The sequence below is a fragment of the Janibacter cremeus genome, from assembly GCF_029395675.1.
In the GTDB taxonomy this organism is placed as follows: Bacteria; Actinomycetota; Actinomycetes; order Actinomycetales; family Dermatophilaceae; genus Janibacter; species Janibacter cremeus_A.
The window spans coordinates 1,182,539-1,201,728 of record NZ_CP115184.1 but is presented as its reverse complement, the minus strand read 5'-3'; the positions used below and the strand labels follow the sequence as shown (position 1 = coordinate 1,201,728).

At 72.9% G+C, this 19,190-nt stretch carries 17 protein-coding genes; all 17 read left to right on the top strand.

Going from position 1 to position 19,190, the window contains the following annotated elements; all coding sequences use genetic code 11:
- The first annotated feature begins 7 nt into the window (after nt 1-7).
- The 17 genes from pyrR to rpe all read left to right on the top strand — a co-directional run bounded on the left by pyrR (nt 8) and on the right by rpe (nt 19,143).
- On the top strand, nt 8-592 hold the full coding sequence (pyrR, locus tag O9K63_RS05535) for a bifunctional pyr operon transcriptional regulator/uracil phosphoribosyltransferase PyrR (protein ID WP_277241302.1): 585 nt from the start codon (nt 8-10) through the stop codon (nt 590-592).
- The gene (locus O9K63_RS05530) at nt 589-1,563 is read left to right on the top strand and encodes an aspartate carbamoyltransferase catalytic subunit (RefSeq protein WP_277241299.1); all 975 of its coding nucleotides are present in this window, start codon (nt 589-591) and stop codon (nt 1,561-1,563) included. Before pyrR ends, O9K63_RS05530 begins: the two co-directional genes overlap by 4 nt.
- Entirely contained in the window at nt 1,560-2,858 is a 1,299-nt protein-coding gene (locus O9K63_RS05525) for a dihydroorotase (protein WP_277241298.1), read from the top strand. Before O9K63_RS05530 ends, O9K63_RS05525 begins: the two co-directional genes overlap by 4 nt.
- The gene (gene carA, locus O9K63_RS05520) at nt 2,855-4,039 is read left to right on the top strand and encodes a glutamine-hydrolyzing carbamoyl-phosphate synthase small subunit (protein WP_277241296.1); all 1,185 of its coding nucleotides are present in this window, start codon (nt 2,855-2,857) and stop codon (nt 4,037-4,039) included. The genes O9K63_RS05525 and carA overlap by 4 nt, the downstream gene beginning before the upstream one ends.
- The gene (gene carB, locus O9K63_RS05515) at nt 4,039-7,389 is read left to right on the top strand and encodes a carbamoyl-phosphate synthase large subunit (RefSeq protein ID WP_277241294.1); all 3,351 of its coding nucleotides are present in this window, start codon (nt 4,039-4,041) and stop codon (nt 7,387-7,389) included. Before carA ends, carB begins: the two co-directional genes overlap by 1 nt.
- Nucleotides 7,386-8,282: a dihydroorotate dehydrogenase electron transfer subunit gene (locus O9K63_RS05510; RefSeq protein WP_277241293.1), complete on the top strand. Its 897-nt coding sequence runs from the start codon at nt 7,386-7,388 to the stop codon at nt 8,280-8,282. Before carB ends, O9K63_RS05510 begins: the two co-directional genes overlap by 4 nt.
- Nucleotides 8,282-9,262: a dihydroorotate dehydrogenase gene (locus O9K63_RS05505; RefSeq protein ID WP_277241291.1), complete on the top strand. Its 981-nt coding sequence runs from the start codon at nt 8,282-8,284 to the stop codon at nt 9,260-9,262. Before O9K63_RS05510 ends, O9K63_RS05505 begins: the two co-directional genes overlap by 1 nt.
- 10 nt (nt 9,263-9,272) lie before the next feature.
- Complete coding sequence (pyrF, locus tag O9K63_RS05500; protein ID WP_277241289.1) at nt 9,273-10,139, top strand: orotidine-5'-phosphate decarboxylase; 867 nt, start codon at nt 9,273-9,275, stop codon at nt 10,137-10,139.
- A 2-nt stretch (nt 10,140-10,141) separates the two neighbouring features.
- Entirely contained in the window at nt 10,142-10,498 is a 357-nt protein-coding gene (gene mihF, locus O9K63_RS05495; protein WP_277241287.1) for an integration host factor, actinobacterial type, read from the top strand.
- On the top strand, nt 10,495-11,049 hold the full coding sequence (gene gmk / locus O9K63_RS05490; RefSeq protein WP_277241285.1) for a guanylate kinase: 555 nt from the start codon (nt 10,495-10,497) through the stop codon (nt 11,047-11,049). Before mihF ends, gmk begins: the two co-directional genes overlap by 4 nt.
- Nucleotides 11,050-11,075: 26 nt before the next feature.
- Nucleotides 11,076-11,390, top strand: a complete 315-nt coding sequence (gene rpoZ, locus O9K63_RS05485; RefSeq protein ID WP_277241283.1) for a DNA-directed RNA polymerase subunit omega — start codon at nt 11,076-11,078, stop codon at nt 11,388-11,390.
- A gap of 10 nt (nt 11,391-11,400) precedes the next feature.
- On the top strand, nt 11,401-12,642 hold the full coding sequence (coaBC, locus tag O9K63_RS05480) for a bifunctional phosphopantothenoylcysteine decarboxylase/phosphopantothenate--cysteine ligase CoaBC (RefSeq protein WP_277241282.1): 1,242 nt from the start codon (nt 11,401-11,403) through the stop codon (nt 12,640-12,642).
- Nucleotides 12,643-12,718: 76 nt separating this feature from the next.
- Nucleotides 12,719-13,942, top strand: coding sequence for a methionine adenosyltransferase (metK, locus tag O9K63_RS05475; RefSeq protein WP_277241280.1), 1,224 nt, complete (start codon nt 12,719-12,721; stop codon nt 13,940-13,942).
- Nucleotides 13,943-13,999: 57 nt separating this feature from the next.
- A complete protein-coding gene (locus O9K63_RS05470; RefSeq protein ID WP_277241277.1) occupies nt 14,000-15,979 on the top strand; it encodes a primosome assembly protein PriA in 1,980 nt (659 codons plus the stop codon).
- 66 nt (nt 15,980-16,045) lie between these two features.
- A complete protein-coding gene (gene fmt, locus O9K63_RS05465) occupies nt 16,046-16,978 on the top strand; it encodes a methionyl-tRNA formyltransferase (RefSeq protein WP_277241276.1) in 933 nt (310 codons plus the stop codon).
- Nucleotides 16,975-18,456 carry an RsmB/NOP family class I SAM-dependent RNA methyltransferase gene (locus O9K63_RS05460; protein WP_277241274.1) on the top strand — a complete coding sequence of 494 codons (1,482 nt, stop codon included), beginning with the start codon at nt 16,975-16,977 and terminating at the stop codon, nt 18,454-18,456. Before fmt ends, O9K63_RS05460 begins: the two co-directional genes overlap by 4 nt.
- A 30-nt stretch (nt 18,457-18,486) precedes the next feature.
- On the top strand, nt 18,487-19,143 hold the full coding sequence (gene rpe / locus O9K63_RS05455; RefSeq protein ID WP_277241273.1) for a ribulose-phosphate 3-epimerase: 657 nt from the start codon (nt 18,487-18,489) through the stop codon (nt 19,141-19,143).
- Nucleotides 19,144-19,190: the final 47 nt, after the last annotated feature.

Here is a 19,190-nt window from a genome sequence, read left to right as displayed (position 1 = left end):
GACACCCATGTGTCCGGACTCGCCGCCCCCGCAGGCCACTGACCACCCCCCGGCAGACCGCGAGGTCCTCAGCGCCGGTGACATCTCCCGGGCGCTGCGCCGCATCGCTCACGAGGTCGTCGAGCGCAACAAGGGGGCCGGCAACGTCGTCCTCCTGGGGATCCCCAGCCGCGGCGTGGAGCTCGCCCGTCGTCTGGGCGACCTCATCGCCGAGATCGAGGGCAGCGAGGTGCCCGTCGGCTCGCTCGACGTGACGATGTACCGGGACGACCTGCGCGGTCGCCCGACGAAGACCCCGCACCAGACGCACTTCCCCTCGGCCGGGGTCGACGACCGCGTCGTCGTCCTCGTCGACGACGTGCTCTACTCCGGCCGCACCGTGCGGGCCGCCCTCGACGCCCTGGCCGACTACGGTCGCCCGCGCTCCGTGCGCCTGGCCGTGCTCGTCGACCGCGGCCACCGGGAGCTGCCCATCCGCGCCGACCACGTCGGCAAGAACCTCCCGACCTCGCACTCCGAGCGCGTGACGGTGCGCCTGACCGGGCACGACGACGTCGAGGACTCGGTGACGATCTCGAGGGGCGAGCGATGACCAAGCACCTCCTGTCGGTGGCCGACCTCGACGACGACGCCCTTCGCTCCGTGCTCAGCACCGCGACGGAGATGCACGACGTGCAGCACCGTGCCGTCAAGAAGATCCCGACCCTGCGCGGGCGCACGGTGATCAACCTCTTCTTCGAGGACTCCACCCGCACGCGCTCCTCCTTCGAGATCGCCGGCAAGTGGATGAGCGCCGACACGATCAACATCACCGGCAAGGGGTCCTCCGCCTCCAAGGGCGAGTCCCTGCGCGACACCGTGCGCACGATCGCCGCGATGGGCGTGGACGCGATCGTCATGCGCCACCAGGCCTCCGGTGCCGCCCACCAGGTCGCCGGGTGGTTCGACGAGTCGGGGGTGGCGACCTCGGTCCTCAACGCCGGTGACGGCACGCACGAGCACCCCACCCAGGCGCTCCTGGACGCCTACACCCTCGAGCGGCGCCTCGGCACGCTGGAGGGCAAGCGGATCGCGATCGTCGGTGACGTCACCCACTCGCGGGTCTTCCGCTCCAACGTGCTGGCCCTGCCGCGGCTCGGCGCGCACGTCACCGTGGTCGCACCACCCACGCTCATGCCGAGCGGGGTCGCGTCCTGGGCCGCGACCGACGGCTTCGCCCTCGCCGACGACCTCGACGAGGTCATCGACTCGGGCGTCGACGCCCTGATGATGCTGCGCGTCCAGCGCGAGCGGATGGCCGGCGGCTTCTTCCCCACGCCGCGTGAGTACACGGTCGGCTACGGCCTGACCCGCGACCGGCTGACCGCCCTGACGGCGCGCAACCCCGAGGCGGTCATCTGCCACCCCGGGCCGATGAACCGCGGCCTGGAGATCGCGGCCGACGCCGCGGACGCGGCCAGCAGCCTCGTGCTCGACCAGGTCAGCGCCGGGGTCGCCGTGCGCATGAGCGTCCTGTACCACCTCCTGGCCTCGGACGGCAGCGTCGAAGGGAGCGCCGCATGAGCGAGCTGCTGATCACCGGCGCGGCCGTCCTCGGTGGCGACCCGGCCGACGTCCTCGTCCGTGACGGCCACGTCGCCACCGTCGGCGCGAGAGGCACCGACACCACCTCCGGCGTCGAGCGCGTCGACGCCGAGGGGCTGGTGCTGCTGCCCGGCTTCGTCGACCTGCACACCCACCTGCGCCAGCCCGGACGGGAGGACGCCGAGACGGTGCGCTCCGGGTCCGCCGCCGCCGCGGCCGGCGGGTTCACCGCGATCCTCGCGATGGCCAACACCACGCCGGTGACCGACACCGGTGAGGCCGCCGAGCACGTGCTCGACCTCGGCACCGCTGCGGGTCTCGTCGACGTGCAGCCGATCGGTGCCGTGACCAAGGGGCTCGAGGGCGCCGAGCTGGCCGAGCTGGGCCTGATGCACCGGTCCCGCGCCCGGGTGCGGGTCTTCTCCGACGACGGCAGGTGCGTCCACGACTCCCGGGTGATGCGTCGCGCGCTGGAGTACGTGCGTGCCTTCGACGGTGTGGTCTCCCAGCACGCCCAGGACCCCTCGCTGGCCGGGCCGAACGCCTGCTGCCACGAGGGCGAGATCAGCGGACGGCTCGGCCTGACCGGGTGGCCCGCGGTGGCGGAGTCGAGCATCATCGCGCGCGATGCGGAGCTCGCGCTGCACACCGGCTCCCGCGTCCACGTCGCGCACGTCACGACCGCCGAGGGGGTGGAGGCGGTGCGCTGGGCCAAGCGGCGCGGGGCCCGGATCACCGCGGAGGTGACCCCCCACCACCTGCTGCTGACGACGGACCTGCTCCGCGGCTACGACCCGGTCTACAAGGTCAACCCGCCGCTGCGGCCCCAGGAGGACGTCGACGCCCTGCGTGCGGCGCTCGCCGACGGGACCATCGACGCGGTCGCCACCGACCACGCACCGCACGCCCGGCACGACAAGGAGCACGCCTTCCCCGACGCGGCCTTCGGGATGATCGGGCTGGAGACGGCCTTCTCCGTCGTGCACGACGTGATGGTCGCCTCCGGCCGCATGGACTGGGCAACGCTGACCGAGCGGATGTCCACCACCCCTGCCCGCATCGCGGGGCTGGACGGGCACGGGCAGGCCATCCGCCCGGGGTCGCCCGCCAACCTCGTCCTCGTCGATCCCCGTGCCGAGGTCACCGTCGACCCCGGTACCTCGCTGTCCCTGTCCCGCAACACCCCCTTCGCCGGGCGCACCCTCACCGGACGCGTCCGCACGACGATCTTGAACGGCCGCATCACGGCAGCCGACGGAGAGGTTCGCCCATGAGCACGAACTCAGCCACCCAGCCCGCCCTCCTCGTCCTCGAGGACGGCCGGACCTTCTCGGGCAGCGCCTACGGCGCCGTCGGCGAGACGGTCGGCGAGGCCGTCTTCAACACCGGCATGACCGGTTACCAGGAGACCCTCACCGACCCCAGCTACCGCAACCAGGTCGTCGTCATGACCTCCCCGCACGTCGGCAACACCGGCTGGAACGACGAGGACGACGAGTCCGGCCGCATCCAGGTGAGCGGGTACGTCGTCCGCGACCCCGCGATCCGGCCGAGCAGCTGGCGCTCGCGCCGCAGCCTCGAGAGCGCCCTGACCGACCAGGGCGTCGTCGGCATCGGCGGCATCGACACGCGGGCGCTGACGCGCCACCTGCGCGAGCGCGGGGCGATGCGCGTCGGCATCTTCTCCGGTGACGCCCTCCTCGACGAGGGGAGTCTGCTCGAGCGGGTCCGCTCCTCGCCCGAGATGAGCGGGTCCGCGCTCGCCGACGAGGTGAGCACGCGCGAGCCCTACGTCGTCGAGGCGAAGGGGGAGAAGCGCTTCACCGTCGCCGCCGTCGACCTCGGGATCAAGACGATGACCCCGGTCCGCCTCGCCGAGCGCGGGATCGAGGTCCACGTCCTGCCGGCCACCTCGACGATCGCCGATGTGCGGGCGATCGCTCCGGACGGGCTCTTCTTCTCCAACGGCCCGGGCGACCCCGCCACCGCCGGGCAGCAGGTCGAGCTGCTCCGGGAGGCCCTGCGCGAGGGTCTGCCGTACTTCGGGATCTGCTTCGGCAACCAGCTCTTCGGCAGGGCACTGGGCTTTGGCACCTACAAGCTGAAGTACGGGCACCGCGGCATCAACCAGCCGGTGCTCGACCGCTCGACCGGCAAGGTCGAGGTCACCGCCCACAACCACGGCTTCGCCGTCGAGGCCCCCCTCGAGGAGGCGACCTCCACCCCCTTCGGCACGGCGAGCGTGAGCCACGTCTGCCTCAACGACGACGTCGTCGAGGGGCTGGAGCTGCGGGAGCCGGACGGCACAGGAGGGGCCGGCCGACTGCTCGGCTTCTCCGTCCAGTACCACCCCGAGGCGGCGGCCGGCCCGCACGACGCCGCCTACCTGTTCGACCGGTTCGTCGACCTGCTCGAGACCGCCGGCACCACGACCACCAAGGAGAACCAGGCCTGATGCCCAAGCGTGACGACATCCAGTCCGTCCTCGTCATCGGCTCCGGCCCGATCGTCATCGGCCAGGCCTGCGAGTTCGACTACTCCGGCACCCAGGCGTGCCGCGTCCTGCGGGAGGAGGGGATCCGGGTCGTCCTGGTCAACTCCAACCCCGCGACGATCATGACCGACCCCGAGTTCGCGGACGCCACCTACATCGAGCCGATCACCCCCGAGGTGGTCGAGAAGATCATCGCCCGCGAGCGTCCCGACGCCGTGCTGGCCACCCTCGGCGGGCAGACCGCGCTCAACACCGCGATCGCCCTGCACGACGCGGGAGTGCTCGAGAAGTACGACTGCCCGCTCATCGGTGCCAGCGTCGAGGCGATCCAGCTCGGCGAGGACCGCCAGCGGTTCAAGGGCGTCGTCGAGCGCTGCGGGGCCGAGTCGGCCCGCTCGATCATCTGCAACGCCGACGACGCACCGGCCGGCTCGACGCCCGGTGAGGAGGTCCGTTATGCGCTGGACAAGACCCTCGCGGCCGCCGAGGAGCTCGGCTACCCGGTCGTCGTGCGCCCCTCCTTCACCATGGGCGGCCTCGGCTCCGGCTTCGCCTACGACGAGGATGACCTGCGGCGCATGGCCGGCGCCGGCCTGCAGGCCAGCCCGACCACCGAGGTTCTCCTCGAGGAGTCGATCCTCGGCTGGAAGGAGTACGAGCTGGAGGTGATGAGGGACAACGTCGACAACGTCGTCGTCGTGTGCTCGATCGAGAACCTCGACCCCATGGGCGTGCACACCGGTGACTCGATCACCGTGGCGCCGGCGTTGACCCTCACCGACCGCGAGTACCAGCGGATGCGCGACGTCGGCATCGCCGTCATCCGCGAGGTGGGTGTCGAGACCGGCGGGTGCAACATCCAGTTCGCGATCAACCCGGCCGACGGGCGGATGATCGTCATCGAGATGAACCCCCGCGTCTCCCGCTCCTCCGCCCTGGCGTCGAAGGCCACGGGATTCCCGATCGCGAAGATCGCGGCGAAGATGGCGATCGGCTACACCCTCGACGAGGTCCCCAACGACATCACCCGGGAGACCCCGGCGAGCTTCGAGCCGGCCCTGGACTACGTCGTCGTCAAGGTCCCGCGCTTCGCCTTCGAGAAGTTCCCGGCGGCGGACCCGACGCTCACGACGACGATGAAGTCGGTCGGCGAGGCGATGGCCATCGGCCGCAACTTCACCGAGGCGCTGCAGAAGGCGCTGCGCTCCGTCGAGCGCACCGGCTCGGCGTTCCACTGGGACGGCGAGGAGCCGACCGTCGAGGAGGCGCGCGCACTGCTCGAGCTGTCGAAGGTCCCCACCGACGGCCGGATCGTCCAGGTGCAGCAGGCGATGCGGGCCCGCATCACCGTCGAGGAGGTGCACGAGGCGACGAAGATCGACCCGTGGTTCCTGGACCAGATGGCGCTGATCAACGACCTGGCCCAGCAGGTCCACGACGCCGACGAGCTGGACCCCCAGCAGCTGGCCCTGGCCAAGCGCCACGGCTTCTCCGACGCCCAGATCGCCCGGCTGCGCCGGATGGAGGAGTCGGTCGTACGGGGGGTGCGGCACGCCCTCGGGGTGCGCCCGGTGTACAAGACCGTCGACACCTGCGCCGCCGAGTTCGCCGCCCTCACGCCCTACCACTACAGCTCCTACGACGAGGAGAGCGAGGTCGCGCCGCGCGAGCGGCCGGCGGTGATCATCCTCGGTTCCGGACCGAACCGGATCGGCCAGGGCGTCGAGTTCGACTACTCCTGCGTCCACGCGAGCTTCGCGCTGCAGGACGCGGGCTACGACACGGTCATGGTCAACTGCAACCCGGAGACCGTCTCCACGGATTACGACACGAGCAGTCGCCTGTACTTCGAACCCCTGACGCTCGAGGACGTCCTCGAGGTCATCCACGTCGAGAGCCAGGCCGGCCCCGTCGCCGGGGTCATCGTCCAGCTCGGCGGCCAGACGCCGCTGGGTCTGGCGAAGGACCTCAAGGCGGCCGGGGTGCCGATCGTCGGCACCTCTCCGGAGGCCATCGACCTCGCCGAGGACCGGGGTCACTTCGGCCGGGTCCTCCACGAGGCCGGGCTGAACGCCCCCAAGCACGGGACGGCCTTCAGCGCCGAGGAGGCCGTGGAGATCGCCCGGGAGATCGGGTACCCCGTCCTCGTGCGCCCCTCCTACGTCCTCGGTGGCCGCGGGATGGAGATCGTCTACGACGACACGACGCTCAGCGAGTACGTCACCCGCGCCGCCGTCGCCTCGCCGGAGCACCCGATCCTCGTCGACCGGTTCCTCGACGACGCGATCGAGATCGACGTCGACGCGCTCTACGACGGAACCGAGATGTACCTCGGCGGGATCATGGAGCACATCGAGGAGGCCGGGATCCACTCCGGTGACTCCAGCTGCACCCTCCCGCCGGCGACCCTCGGCTCGGGCGAGCTGCAGCGCGTGCGCGAGGCGACGCTCGCGCTCGCCGAGGGCATCGGGGTCCGTGGCCTGATGAACGTGCAGTTCGCCCTCGCGCAGGACGTCCTCTACGTCCTGGAGGCCAACCCGCGGGCCTCACGCACCGTCCCCTTCGTCGCGAAGGCGACCGGGGTGCCGATCGCCAAGGCGGCGGCACGGGTCATGCTCGGGGCCACCGTCGAGGAGCTGCGGGCGGAGGGCATGCTGCCGCACGAGCTCGACGGAGGGTCCATGCCGACCCACGCGCCGATGTCGGTCAAGGAGGCGGTACTGCCGTTCAAGCGCTTCCGCACCGCGGAGGGTGAGGTCGTCGACTCCCTCCTCGGCCCGGAGATGCGCTCGACCGGCGAGGTCATGGGGATCGACGCTGACTTCGGTGCCGCCTTCGCCAAGAGCCAGCTGGGGACGCTCTCGACCGGACTGCCGACCTCGGGGACGGTCTTCGTCTCCGTCGCGAATCGCGACAAGCGGGCGATGATCTTCCCGATCAAGGTCCTCAGCGACCTCGGCTTCCGCATCCTCGCCACGCAGGGCACCGCCGACGTCCTGCGGCGCAACGCGATCGAGTGCGAGGTCGCCACCAAGCACTCCGAGCGCGCCGAGGGGGAGGTGAGCGTCGTCGACCGGATCCTCGCCGGTGAGATCGACGTCGTCTTCAACACCCCCTCCGGTCAGCACGCCCGGGCGGACGGTTACGCCATCCGCGCGGCGACGACGGCGATGGACAAGCCGATCGTCACGACCGTCCAGCAGCTCGGTGCCGCCGTCCAGGCCATCGAGTCCCGGATCAACGGCGAGCTGGACGTCAAGCCGCTGCAGGAGCACGCGCGCGACCTCGACCTGTACGGGGCGCACCGGTGACGCGGACCATCGCCGCCCGGGAGGGCGCCGGGGTGGTCCAGGTCGAGGCCGAGGTGCTCGGCAACGTCGCCGCCGGCGCCTACCGCCACCTCACGCTCGTCACCCCCGGCCTGGCCGAGCTGGCCCGCCCGGGGCAGTTCGTCGCCCTGTCCGTGGGGGACGGGACGAGCTCGATGCTGCTGCGTCGCAGCTTCTCCATCCACAAGGTCTCCCCCGCGGGGACCTACGGCGGCACCACCGAGATCGTCGTCGCGGCGCACGGCGCCGGCACCCGCGCCCTCACCGCGCTGGAACCGGGGGAGAGCGTCGGTGTCATCGGTCCGCTCGGGCGGGGGTTCCCGCTGCCGTCGCAGCCCGTGCCCTGCGTCCTCGTCGGCGGCGGGTACGGCTCGGCACCCCTCTTCTGGCTCGCGGAGCAGCTGCGCGAGCGCGGGTGCCCGGTCGAGATGGTCCTCGGCGCCGCCTCCGCGGACCGCCTCTTCGGTGTCGTGGGGGCGCGGCGGGTCGCTGACGGGGTCACCGTGACCACCGACGACGGCTCCGCCGGGGTCCGGGGATGGGTCTCGGACGTCGTGCCCGACCTGGTCACCCGCACGGGTGCGGGCGTGGTCTACGGCTGCGGGCCGATGGGGATGCTGCGCTCCCTCAGCGCCATCGCCGACGACCACGGCATCGTCGCGCAGGTCGCCGTCGAGGAGGCCATGGCCTGCGGCGTCGGGATCTGCATGACGTGCGTGATGCCGGTCCGCGGCGAGGACGGCACCACCACGATGGTGCGCAGCTGTCTCGACGGCCCCGTCCTGCGCGGTGACCGGGTGCGGTGGGAGGCCTTCGAGGACGGGTACTGCCGCGTCCCCGAGGACGCCGTCGGCGCCCCGAGGGCGGTGCGCTGATGGGGACGCCGACCACCACGGGCCCCGTCGACATGTCGGTCGACCTCGCGGGTGTGCGCCTGCCGGGCCCGATGATGACCGCGAGCGGGTGCGCCGCCAACGGTCGCGAGATGCACCGCTTCATCGACATCACGCAGCTGGGTGCCTTCGTGACGAAGTCGGTCAAGCTCGACCCCGTCTCCGGGCGGGGCACCCCCCGCATGGCCGAGACCCCCTCGGGCATGCTCAACTCGATCGGGCTCCAGGGTCCGGGTGTGACCGCGTTCGTCGAGAAGGACCTCGCCTGGTTGCACTCGATCGGGGCCAGGGTCGTCGTGTCCATCGCGGGCGGCACCGCCTCGGAGTTCGCCCGGGTCGCCCGGGCGGTCGTGCGCAGCCGGTACGCGAGTGCCGTCGCGGCGATCGAGGTCAACATCTCCTGCCCCAACGTCGCCAACCGGGGCCTGGTCTTCGCCTGCGACCCGGGCGGTGCCCACAAGGTGCTCACGCTCGTGCGCGAGGAGGTCCCGCGCGGTCTGCCGATGCTGGCCAAGCTCAGCCCCGACGTCACGGACATCGTGGAGATCGCCGATGTCGTCCTCCGGGCCGGCGCCCACGGCCTGACGATGATCAACACCACGCTCGGTGTGGCCATCGACACCGACCGGCTGCGCCCGCACCTCGCGGCGGCGACCGGCGGTCTGTCCGGTCCGGCGATCCGCCCGATGGCGGTGCGGGCCATCTGGCAGGTGGCCGGTGCCATGCGGGAGGGCCGGATCCGGACGGCTCCCATCGTCGGCGCCGGGGGAGTGCGTCACGGCAGGGACGCGCTGGAGCTCGTCGCGGCCGGCGCCAGCGCCGTCCAGGTCGGGACCGCCGCCTTCAACGACCCGACGGCCCCCCACCGCGTCGGTGTCGAGCTGGAACGGCTCGTCGCCGACCACGGCTTCGACCGCCTCGCCGACGTCGTCGGCATCGCCCACGAGAGGTTCACCGCGTGAGGTCCACGGCATGATCACCGACACCACCCCCTTCGGCGTCCGTCTGCAGGCCGCGATGGCCGAGCACGGTCCGCTGTGCGCGGGCATCGACCCGCACCGCGGGCTCGTCGAGTCCTGGGGGCTGACCTACGACCTCGCCGGCCTGGAGCGGTTCACGATGACCTGCGTGGAGGCCTTCGGCGGCGCGGTTGCCGCCGTCAAGCCCCAGTCGGCCTTCTTCGAGGTCTTCGGGGCGAAGGGGGTCGCGGTCCTCGAGCGCGCGCTCGCCGAGCTGCGCTCGGCCGGCACCCTCACCGTCCTCGACGTCAAGCGCGGCGACATCGGCACCACGGTCGACGCCTACGGCGAGGCCTTCCTCGGCGCGGACGCGCCGGCCGCCGCGGACGCGATCACCCTGAGCCCGTACCTCGGCTACGGCTCCCTGCGCCCGGCGATCGACCTCGCGCACGCCACCGGCCGCGGGGTCTTCGTCCTCGCCCTGACGTCCAACCCCGAGGGGGCCGACGTCCAGCACGCCCGCCTCCCCGACGGACGATCGGTCGCGGGCGCCGTCGCCGAGGGCGCGGCACGCGACAACGCCGACGACCGCGCCGCGGGCCGGCTCGGGAGCATCGGCCTCGTCGTCGGGGCCACCGTCGGCTCCGCCGTGGCCGACCTGGAGGTCGACCTGCCGGGCATGGCCGGGCCGGTCCTCGCCCCCGGGCTCGGCGCCCAGGGGGCGACCGCCGAGGACGTGCGCTCGGTCTTCGCCGGCGCGCTGCCCCAGGTCCTCGCCAGCAGCAGCAGGGACGTCCTGCGGGCGGGGCCCGACGTGACCGCCCTGCGCGAGCGTGCCCGCGCCGTCGCCGGCGAGGTCGCTCGCATCACCGGGGTCTGAGTATGGTGACCGCACCCCTGTCGGTCGACCCCGGAGTGCCCGTGCCCGTCCCCACGTTGAGCCCGCAGCAGCGCGCCCACGCCCTGGCCAGGGCGACGAGCGCGCGTCAGGAGCGAGCCGTCGTCAAGCGTCGGCTCAAGGAGGGGAGTGCCACCATCGGTGACGTCCTCGCCGATGGTGCCCACGACCCGGCGATCGCCAAGCTCAGGGTCCTCGAGCTCCTCGAGTCGATGCCGGGCATCGGGGACGTCAAGGCAGGCCGGATCATGGATCAGCTCCGCATCGCCCGGTCGCGGCGCGTCCGCGGACTCGGACCGCACCAGGCACGGGCCCTCGTCGAGTGGTTCGAGCGCTCGTGACCGCGCGTCTGACCGTCCTCGCGGGCCCGACCGCCGTCGGCAAGGGCACCGTCGCCGCCTGGATCCGTGAGCACCACCCCGAGGTGTGGCTCTCGGTCTCGGCGACCACGAGACCGCCGCGCCCCGGCGAGGTGGACGGGGTGCACTACCACTTCATCTCCGGTGAGGACTTCGCCACCAAGGTCGGGCAGGGCGACATGCTCGAGTGGGCCGTCGTCCACGGACGGGCCTCCTACGGCACGCCGCGGGGTCCGGTGGAGCAGGCGCTGGCCGAGGGCAAGCTCCCGCTGCTCGAGATCGACCTGCAGGGAGCCCGGCAGGTGCGCGCCTCGATGCCGCACGCCCGATTCGTCTTCCTGGCGCCCCCCTCGTGGGAGGAGCTCGTCGGCAGGCTCGAGGGCCGCGGCACCGAGACGGCCGAGGAGAGAGCCGTTCGCCTGGACACCGCGAAGGTCGAGATGGCGGCCCAGCACGAGTTCGACCACGTGGTCGTCAACGACGACATTCGTCGTGCCGCCGAGGAACTCGTATCATTGATGAGATCCCCCTGACCCCGACGACGAAGGACCACCTCGACGTGTCCGGTACCAAGGCAAACCCCATCGGCATCACCAACCCGCCGATCGACGACCTCCTCGAGCGGGCGGACAGCAAGTACGCCCTCGTGATCTACGGGGCCAAGCGGGCCCGCCAGATCAACGCCTACTACTCGCAGCTGCAGGAGGGCCTGCTCGAGTACATCGGGCCGCTTGTGGACGCACAGGTCCACGAGAAGCCGCTGTCGATCGCGCTGCGCGAGATCGACGAGGGGCTCCTGACCAAGGAGGCGAGCAAGCCCGCCGAGGCGTCGGTCGAGTCGATCGTGGACATCCCGGCGACCGACGAGGTCTGAGGCCACCTACGTGCGCATCGTCCTCGGCGTGGGTGGCGGTATCGCGGCCTACAAGGCGGCACTCCTGCTGCGCCTCTTCAGCGAGGACGGGCACGAGGTGACCGTCGTGCCCACCGAGGCGGCGCTGCGCTTCGTCGGCGCGCCGACCTGGGAGGCGCTCTCGGGCCGGTCGGTCCAGACCGACGTCTGGAGCAACATCACCGACGTGCCCCACGTCCGCATCGGGCAGGAGGCCGACCTCGTCGTCGTCGCGCCGACGACCGCGGACCTGCTGGCCAAGGCTGCGCACGGTCTGGCCGGTGACCTCCTGACGAACGTCCTGCTCACCGCTCGCTGCCCCGTGGTGCTGGCTCCCGCCATGCACACCGAGATGTGGGAGCACGCCGCCACGCGCGCCAACGTCGCGACCCTGCGCGGGCGCGGAGTCACCGTGATCGACCCGGACTCGGGGCGGTTGACCGGTGCCGACATCGGCCCCGGACGTCTCCCCGAGCCCGAGGACATCCACGCCGCGGCGATGGCCGCGGTCGGCGGACCGGGCAGCGGTGCGCAACCGCAGGAGGGTGACCTGACCGGCCGCGCGGTGCTCGTGAGCACCGGGGGGACCCGCGAGCCGCTCGATCCCGTGCGGTACCTGGGCAACCGTTCCTCCGGCAAGCAGGGCCTCGCCGTGGCCGAGGCCGCTGCCGCACGCGGCGCCCGGGTGACGCTCGTCGCGGCCAACCTCGGGCTGCCGGTCGCGCCGGGCATCGACGTCGTCCCCGTGCAGACCGCGCTGGAGCTGCAGGCGGAGATGGATGCGCGTGCCGCCGACCACGACGTCGTCGTCATGGTCGCGGCCGTCGCCGACTTCCGCCCGGCCGACTACGCACCGGCCAAGATCAAGAAGTCCCACGACCCCGCCGACCCGGACGCCGCTCCGACCATCGACCTCGTGCGCAACCCGGACATCCTCGCTGGCCTGGTCTCGAGGCGCGGCGAGGCCACCACACCCCTGCTCGTGGGCTTCGCCGCGGAGACGGGCGACGCGACCGGCTCGGTGCTCGCGCACGGCCGGGACAAGCTCGCCCGCAAGGGCTGCGACCTGCTCGTCGTCAACGAGGTGGGTGAGGGCGTGACCTTCGGGGCCGACGACACCACGGTCCACGTCCTGACCCGCGGCAGCGACGAGACGGTCGACATCGGGCCCGCGAGCAAGCGGATCGTCTCCGACGGGATCTGGGACGTCGTCGTGGGCTCCCTCCGTCCCTGACGACCGCGGGTCCTAGACTGACGACGCCCTACCGGTCGGTTGTCCCCGTCCGGTCAGTCGAACCCGGGAGTTCTGCGTGTCCGGACGTCTCTTCACCTCCGAGTCGGTGACCGAAGGTCACCCCGACAAGATCTGCGACCAGATCTCGGACTCGATCCTCGACGCCATGCTCGACGCCGACCCGCACAGCCGCGTCGCCGTCGAGACGATGGTGACGACCGGACTGGTCCACATCGCCGGGGAGGTCACCACCGAGGCCTACGTCGAGATCCCCCACCTGGTGCGCTCGGTCATCGCCGACCACGTCGGCTACGACTCCTCGGAGAAGGGCTTCGACGGCCGCACCTGCGGGGTGTCGGTCTCCATCGGGGCGCAGAGCCCCGACATCGCCCAGGGCGTGGACACCGCGTACGAGAGCCGCACCGGGGGCATCGATCCCAAGGACAAGCAGGGCGCCGGCGACCAGGGCCTGATGTTCGGGTACGCCTGCCGGGACACTCCCGATCTCATGCCGCTGCCGATCTACCTCGCGCACCGCCTCTCGCAGCGACTCACCGAGGTCCGCAAGGACGGGGTGCTGGACTACCTGCGTCCCGACGGAAAGACCCAGGTGACCATCGACTACGACGGGGACAGCCCCGTACGGCTGGACACCGTCGTGCTCTCGACCCAGCACTCCGCGCAGGTCGACCACGAGCGCCAGCTCCCGGCCGACATCATGGCGACGGTCTTCGACCCCGTGATGGCCGAGCTGAAGGACTCGGGCGTGCGGTTGGACACCTCCGACTACCGCACCCTGATCAACCCCACCGGCAAGTTCGTCATCGGTGGCCCCATGGGGGACGCAGGACTGACGGGACGCAAGATCATCGTCGACACGTACGGCGGCATGGCCCGCCACGGTGGTGGCGCCTTCTCCGGCAAGGACCCCTCGAAGGTCGACCGCTCCGCCGCGTACGCCACCCGGTGGGTCGCCAAGAACATCGTCGCCGCCGGGTTGGCCGATCGGTGCGAGGTCCAGGTCGCCTATGCCATCGGCGCCGCCCAGCCGGTGGGCCTCTACATCGAGACCTTCGGCACGGAGACCGCCCCGGTCGACTCGATCCAGCAGGCCGTGACGTCCGTCTTCGACCTGCGACCGCTGGCGATCGTCGAGGAGCTGGACCTGCTGCGTCCGATCTACGCGCCGACGGCTGCCTACGGCCACTTCGGGCGGACCTCGGCCGCCGGCTACGACAACGCCTTCCCGTGGGAGCAGACGACGAAGGTCGAGGCACTGCGGGCAGCCGTTCGCGGCTGACCCGCCGCCGGGCGGAGCGGGCCGTCGGCTGACACCCCACCCGGTTACGTTGTCCCCGTGCTCCTGTCCACCCCCGTCGCCCGGGTCCTCGTCGACACGGGGCTGGTCCATCTCGACCGGCCCTTCGAGTACCTGGTGCCGGAGGAGCTCGCCGAGGCCGCCCAGCCGGGTGTGCGGGTCAAGGTGCGCTTCGCCGGTCGCGACCGTCCCGGGTACGTCCTCGAGCGGTCCGACGCGGCCGAGCACACCGGCCGTCTGGCCCCCATCCGCACGGTCGTCTCCGACGAGCCGGTGCTCACGCCCCCGGTGCTGGAGCTGGCCCGCCGTCTGGCGGCCCACCAGGCGGCCACGACCGGGGACGTCCTGCGGCTGGCGATCCCGCCCCGCCATGCCCGCGCCGAGAAGGCGCTGCCCCGGGACGCCCCTGCGGACGGGGAGGAGCCACGCCAGGTGCCGGAGACCACGACGCCGCAGGTGTGGGCGGACTACCGGGCCGGCGCCGCGTGGTGGTCACGGGTGGCCGCGGGGGAGTCGCCCGGCGCCGCATGGGTGGCCGCACCCTCCCGGCCGGCCACGTCGGACTGGCCGGTGGCCCTCGCCCAGGCCGCGCGTGCGGCACTGGCCTCTGGCCGGGGCGCGGTCATCGTCGTCCCCGACCAGCGGGACGTGGACCGTGTCGACGAGGCGCTGATCGAGGCACTCGGGCCGGACCGGCACGTGCGGCTGACCGCCGACCAGGGCCCGCAGGCGCGCTACACCGCGTGGCTGAAGGTCCTGCGTGGGCACGTGCGCGTCGTCGTCGGCACCCGGGCCGCCGCCTACGCACCGGTGCACGACCTCGGGCTCGTCGCGTGGTGGGACGACGGGGACGACCTGCACGTCGAGCCGCGCGCCCCGTACGCGCACGTGCGCCAGGTGCTCCTCACGCGTGCGGACGTCGAGGACGCGGCCGTGCTCGTCGCGGGCCTGACGATGTCCACCGACGTGGCCGCCCTCGTCGACACCGGCCGGGTCCACCTCGTCGGGGGCTCCACCTCGCGTCGTGACGCGCCGCGGGTGCTCGTCGCCGGGGAGGGCCTGGACGAGGAGCGGGACGGCCCGGGTGCGCGGGCGCACATCCCCTCATCGGCCCACCGCGCCGCCTCGTCGGCCCTCTCGCAGGGACCGGTCCTCATCCAGGTGCCCCGCCGCGGGTACCTGCCGGCCATGTCGTGCGCGTCGTGCCGTGCGCCGGCACGGTGCCCGGAGTGTCGTGGCCCGCTGGCGCTGCCGTCGCCGGACAGACCGCCCGAGTGCGGCTGGTGCGGTCGCGCACCCGGCCGATTCACCTGCCCGCACTGCGACGGTGACCGGTTGCGTGCCGGCGTCATCGGGGCCCGTCGCACCGCCGAGGAGATCGGTCGGTCCTTCCCGGGGACCAGGGTCATCACCTCCGGTGGGGGCGAGGTGCACGCGAGCGTCGGGGCGGAGGCGGCGATCGTCGTCGCCACACCCGGCGCCGAGCCGGTGGCCGACGGGGGCTACGCGGCGGTCCTCCTGCTGGATGCCTGGGCGAGCCTGGACCGGCCGGACCTGCGGGCGGCGGAGGAGGCGGTGCGCCGGTGGTTCGCCGCCGCCGGGTTGTGCCGGTCGTGGGCCGACGGGGGAGTGGTCGTGCTGTGCGGCGCCCCGAGCCACGTGACCATCCCACCGGTCGAGGCGCTCGTGCGGTGGGACCCGCAGTGGTTCGCGGCCCGCGAGCTGGCCGAGCGCGCGGAGCTCTCGCTGCCCCCGACCACCTGGACCGCCGAGGTCATCGCGCACCGCAAGCGGGTCGAGCCCGTGGAGCACGCGGTGCGGTCGGTGGCGCACGAGGCACAGGTCCTCGGACCGCTACCGGTCGCCGGCGCCGAGGACCGACGACGGCTGGTCATCAAGGCGCCCTTCGGCGACGGCCCGCTCGTCGCCGCTGCGCTGAAGGACCTGCGGGCCGGGGAGAGCGCCCACAAGGCGGAGACGCTCACGTCGGTGAAGGTCGGTCACCTCGGGGCGCTGTGACGCCCCGGGCGCGTGACGGCGCGGGCCGCGACGGTGCCCGGCCGTGCGGCGCCTAGAATCGCCCCCGTGCGACTGATCTTTGCCGGGACCCCGCAGGTCGCCGTCCCCTCCCTCCGGGCCCTGTCCGACTCCGACCACGAGGTGGTCGCCGTGGTCACCCGACCCGACGCGCGGGTGGGTCGGGGGCGTCGCCTCGAGCCCTCGCCGGTGAAGACCGTGGCGCAGGAGCTGGGCCTGCCGGTCCTGACGCCGGCCAGCCCCCGGGACCCGGACTTCGTGGCCGAGCTGACCGCCCTGGCACCGGACTGCTGCCCGGTCGTCGCCTACGGCGCGCTCCTTCCCCGGGAGGTCCTGGACATCCCGACGCACGGGTGGGTCAACCTCCACTTCTCGCTGCTCCCGGCCTGGCGCGGCGCCGCCCCGGTCCAGCGGGCGATCATCGCCGGCGACGAGATCACGGGCGCCAGCACCTTCCTGATCGAGGCGGGTCTCGACACCGGTCCGGTCCTCGGCACCATGACCGAGCGGATCCGCCCCGACGACACGGCCGGGGCTCTCCTCGACCGGCTCGCCGACGCGGGCGCCCCACTCCTGCTGGCGACGATGGACGGCGTGGCCACGGGCGACCTCGAGCCGCGGCCCCAGCCGACGGAGGGCGTCAGCCACGCCGCGAAGCTGACCGTCGACGACGCACGGGTCGACCTGGCCCACCCCGCGATGGCCGTCGACCGGCACATCCGTGGGTGCACGCCCGCGCCCGGCGCGTGGACGACCTTCCGTGGCGAGCGGCTCAAGCTCGGCCCCGTGACGATCACCGAGGAGAGGCTGCCAGCGGGTCGGATCGAGGCGCGCAAGCGCGAGGTCCTGGTCGGCACGGCGGACCGGGCCGTGCGACTGGGCGAGGTCGTCCCCCTGGGCAAGAAGCCGATGCCCGCGGCGGACTGGGCGCGGGGCGTGCGGGTGGCCACCGACGAACGACTGGGCGAGGAGCAGGCATGAGCACCGACGGACAGCGGAAGGGCCCCCGCCGCAAGTCGCGGACCGCGCCCGCGCAACGCTCCCGCCGGGGGAGCCCGGCACGCAGCACCGCCCACGCCGTCCTCCGCGCCGTCGGCGACGGCGCCTACGCCAACCTCGAGCTCCCGAGGGCGCTGCGGCACGCGCGGCTGGACGACCGGGACGCCGCCTTCGCCACCGAGCTGACGTACGGGACCCTGCGGATGCAGGGCTTCTACGACGCGATCATCGTCGAGGCGACCGGGCGCCCGACCAGCCGGCTCGACGGAGGGGTCCTCGACGTCCTCCGGATGGGGGTCCACCAGGTGCTCGCCATGCGGGTGCCGGACCACGCCGCCGCCGACCAGGCCGTCGGGCTCGCCCGCACGGTGGCCGGGCCGGGTGCAGCGGGTCTGGTCAACGCGGTCATGCGGCGCGTCTCCGAGAGCACCCCGGAGGAGTGGCGTCAGCGGGTCGTGCCCGCCGAGCCGCTCGCCGAGCGCCTGGCGATCGAGCACTCGCACCCGGTGTGGATCGTCAAGGCCCTGCGCCAGGCGCTCATCGGCCACGGCGCGGCCACCCCGGAGACGGCCGACGAGGCCGTCGCGGAGCTGCTGGCCGCGCACAACGTCCCCGCGCCGGTCTCGCTCGTCGCCCGCCCGGGTCTCGCCGAGGTCGACGAGCTCCTCGCGGCCGGGGCCCACGCCGGGCGATGGTCCCCCTTCGCCGCCGAGCTCGACGGGGGAGACCCCGGCGCCATCGAGGCGGTCCGCGACGGACGCGCCGCGGTGCAGGACGAAGGGAGCCAGCTGCTCGCCCTCGCGCTCGCGGCCGTGCCGCTCGCCGATCGGGACGAGGACGTGCCCGAGCGGTGGTTGGACCTGTGCGCCGGCCCCGGCGGCAAGGCCGGGCTGCTCGCGGCCAGGGCGCTCGAGCAGGGGGCCGACCTCGTGGCCAACGAGATCAGTGACCACCGAACCGAGCTGGTGCGCCAGACCCTGCGCCCGGCACTGGAGGCGGCCGAGGCCGCCGGTCGCCGACTCGAGGTCCGCACCGGCGACGGTCGTGAGCTCGGTGCCGACGAGCCGGAGCGGTACGACCGCGTGCTCGTCGACGCACCGTGCACCGGCCTCGGGGCCCTGCGTCGTCGTCCGGAGGCGCGCTGGCGGCGCAAGCCGAGCGACCTCGTCGGCCTCGGTCCGCTGCAGCGGGAGCTGCTCGTCTCCGCGATCGAGGCCACCCGCCCCGGCGGTGTCATCGCCTACGCGACGTGCAGCCCGCACCTGTCCGAGACGACCTTCGTCGTGCGCGACGTGCTCAAGAAGCGCGACGACGTGGAGCAGATCGATGCCCGCGAGCTGCTCGACCAGGTCGCGACGGGCGACCTCACCGACCTCGGGGACGGCCCCCACGCCCAGATGTGGCCCCACATCCACGGCACGGACGGGATGTTCCTCGCCCTGCTGCGCAAGAAGCCCTGACCCCGGCCCCCCTCGACCAAGGACACCCCCGTGCAGATCTCCCCGAGCATCCTGTCCGCCGACTTCGCCAACCTCGAGTCCGAGCTGGCGGCGATCAGCAACGCCGACTGGGCGCACGTGGACGTCATGGACGCCCACTTCGTGCCCAACCTGACCCTCGGCCTGCCGATCGTCGAGTCGCTGCTGCGGGTGAGCCCGATCCCCATCGACTGCCACCTGATGATCGACGACCCCGACCGGTGGGCCCCGCCCTACGCCGAGGCCGGGGCGAAGTCGGTCACCTTCCACATCGAGGCCGCGAAGGACCCGGTGACCCTGGCCCGCGACATCCGCGCGCAGGGCGCCCGGGCGTCCATGGCGCTCAAGCCGGACACCCCCTTCGCCGCCTACGAGGAGCTGCTGCCCGAGCTGGACATGGTGCTCGTCATGACGGTCGAGCCCGGCTTCGGCGGGCAGTCGTTCATGGCCGACCAGATGCCCAAGGTCGAGCAGGTGCGTCGGGCCGTGCGCAAGCACGGTGGCGACATCTGGGTCCAGGTCGACGGCGGGGTCTCGGCGAGGACCATCGAGCAGTGCGCCGAGGCCGGGGCCGACGTCTTCGTCGCCGGGTCGGCCGTCTACGGGGCGGACGACGCCGCGGGCGCGGTCGACGAGCTGCGGGAGCTCGCGCAGCGCCACGCCCACTGACGTCCCCCGACGGCGCGCGAGCCGCATCCGCGTCCGGACGGTGAACC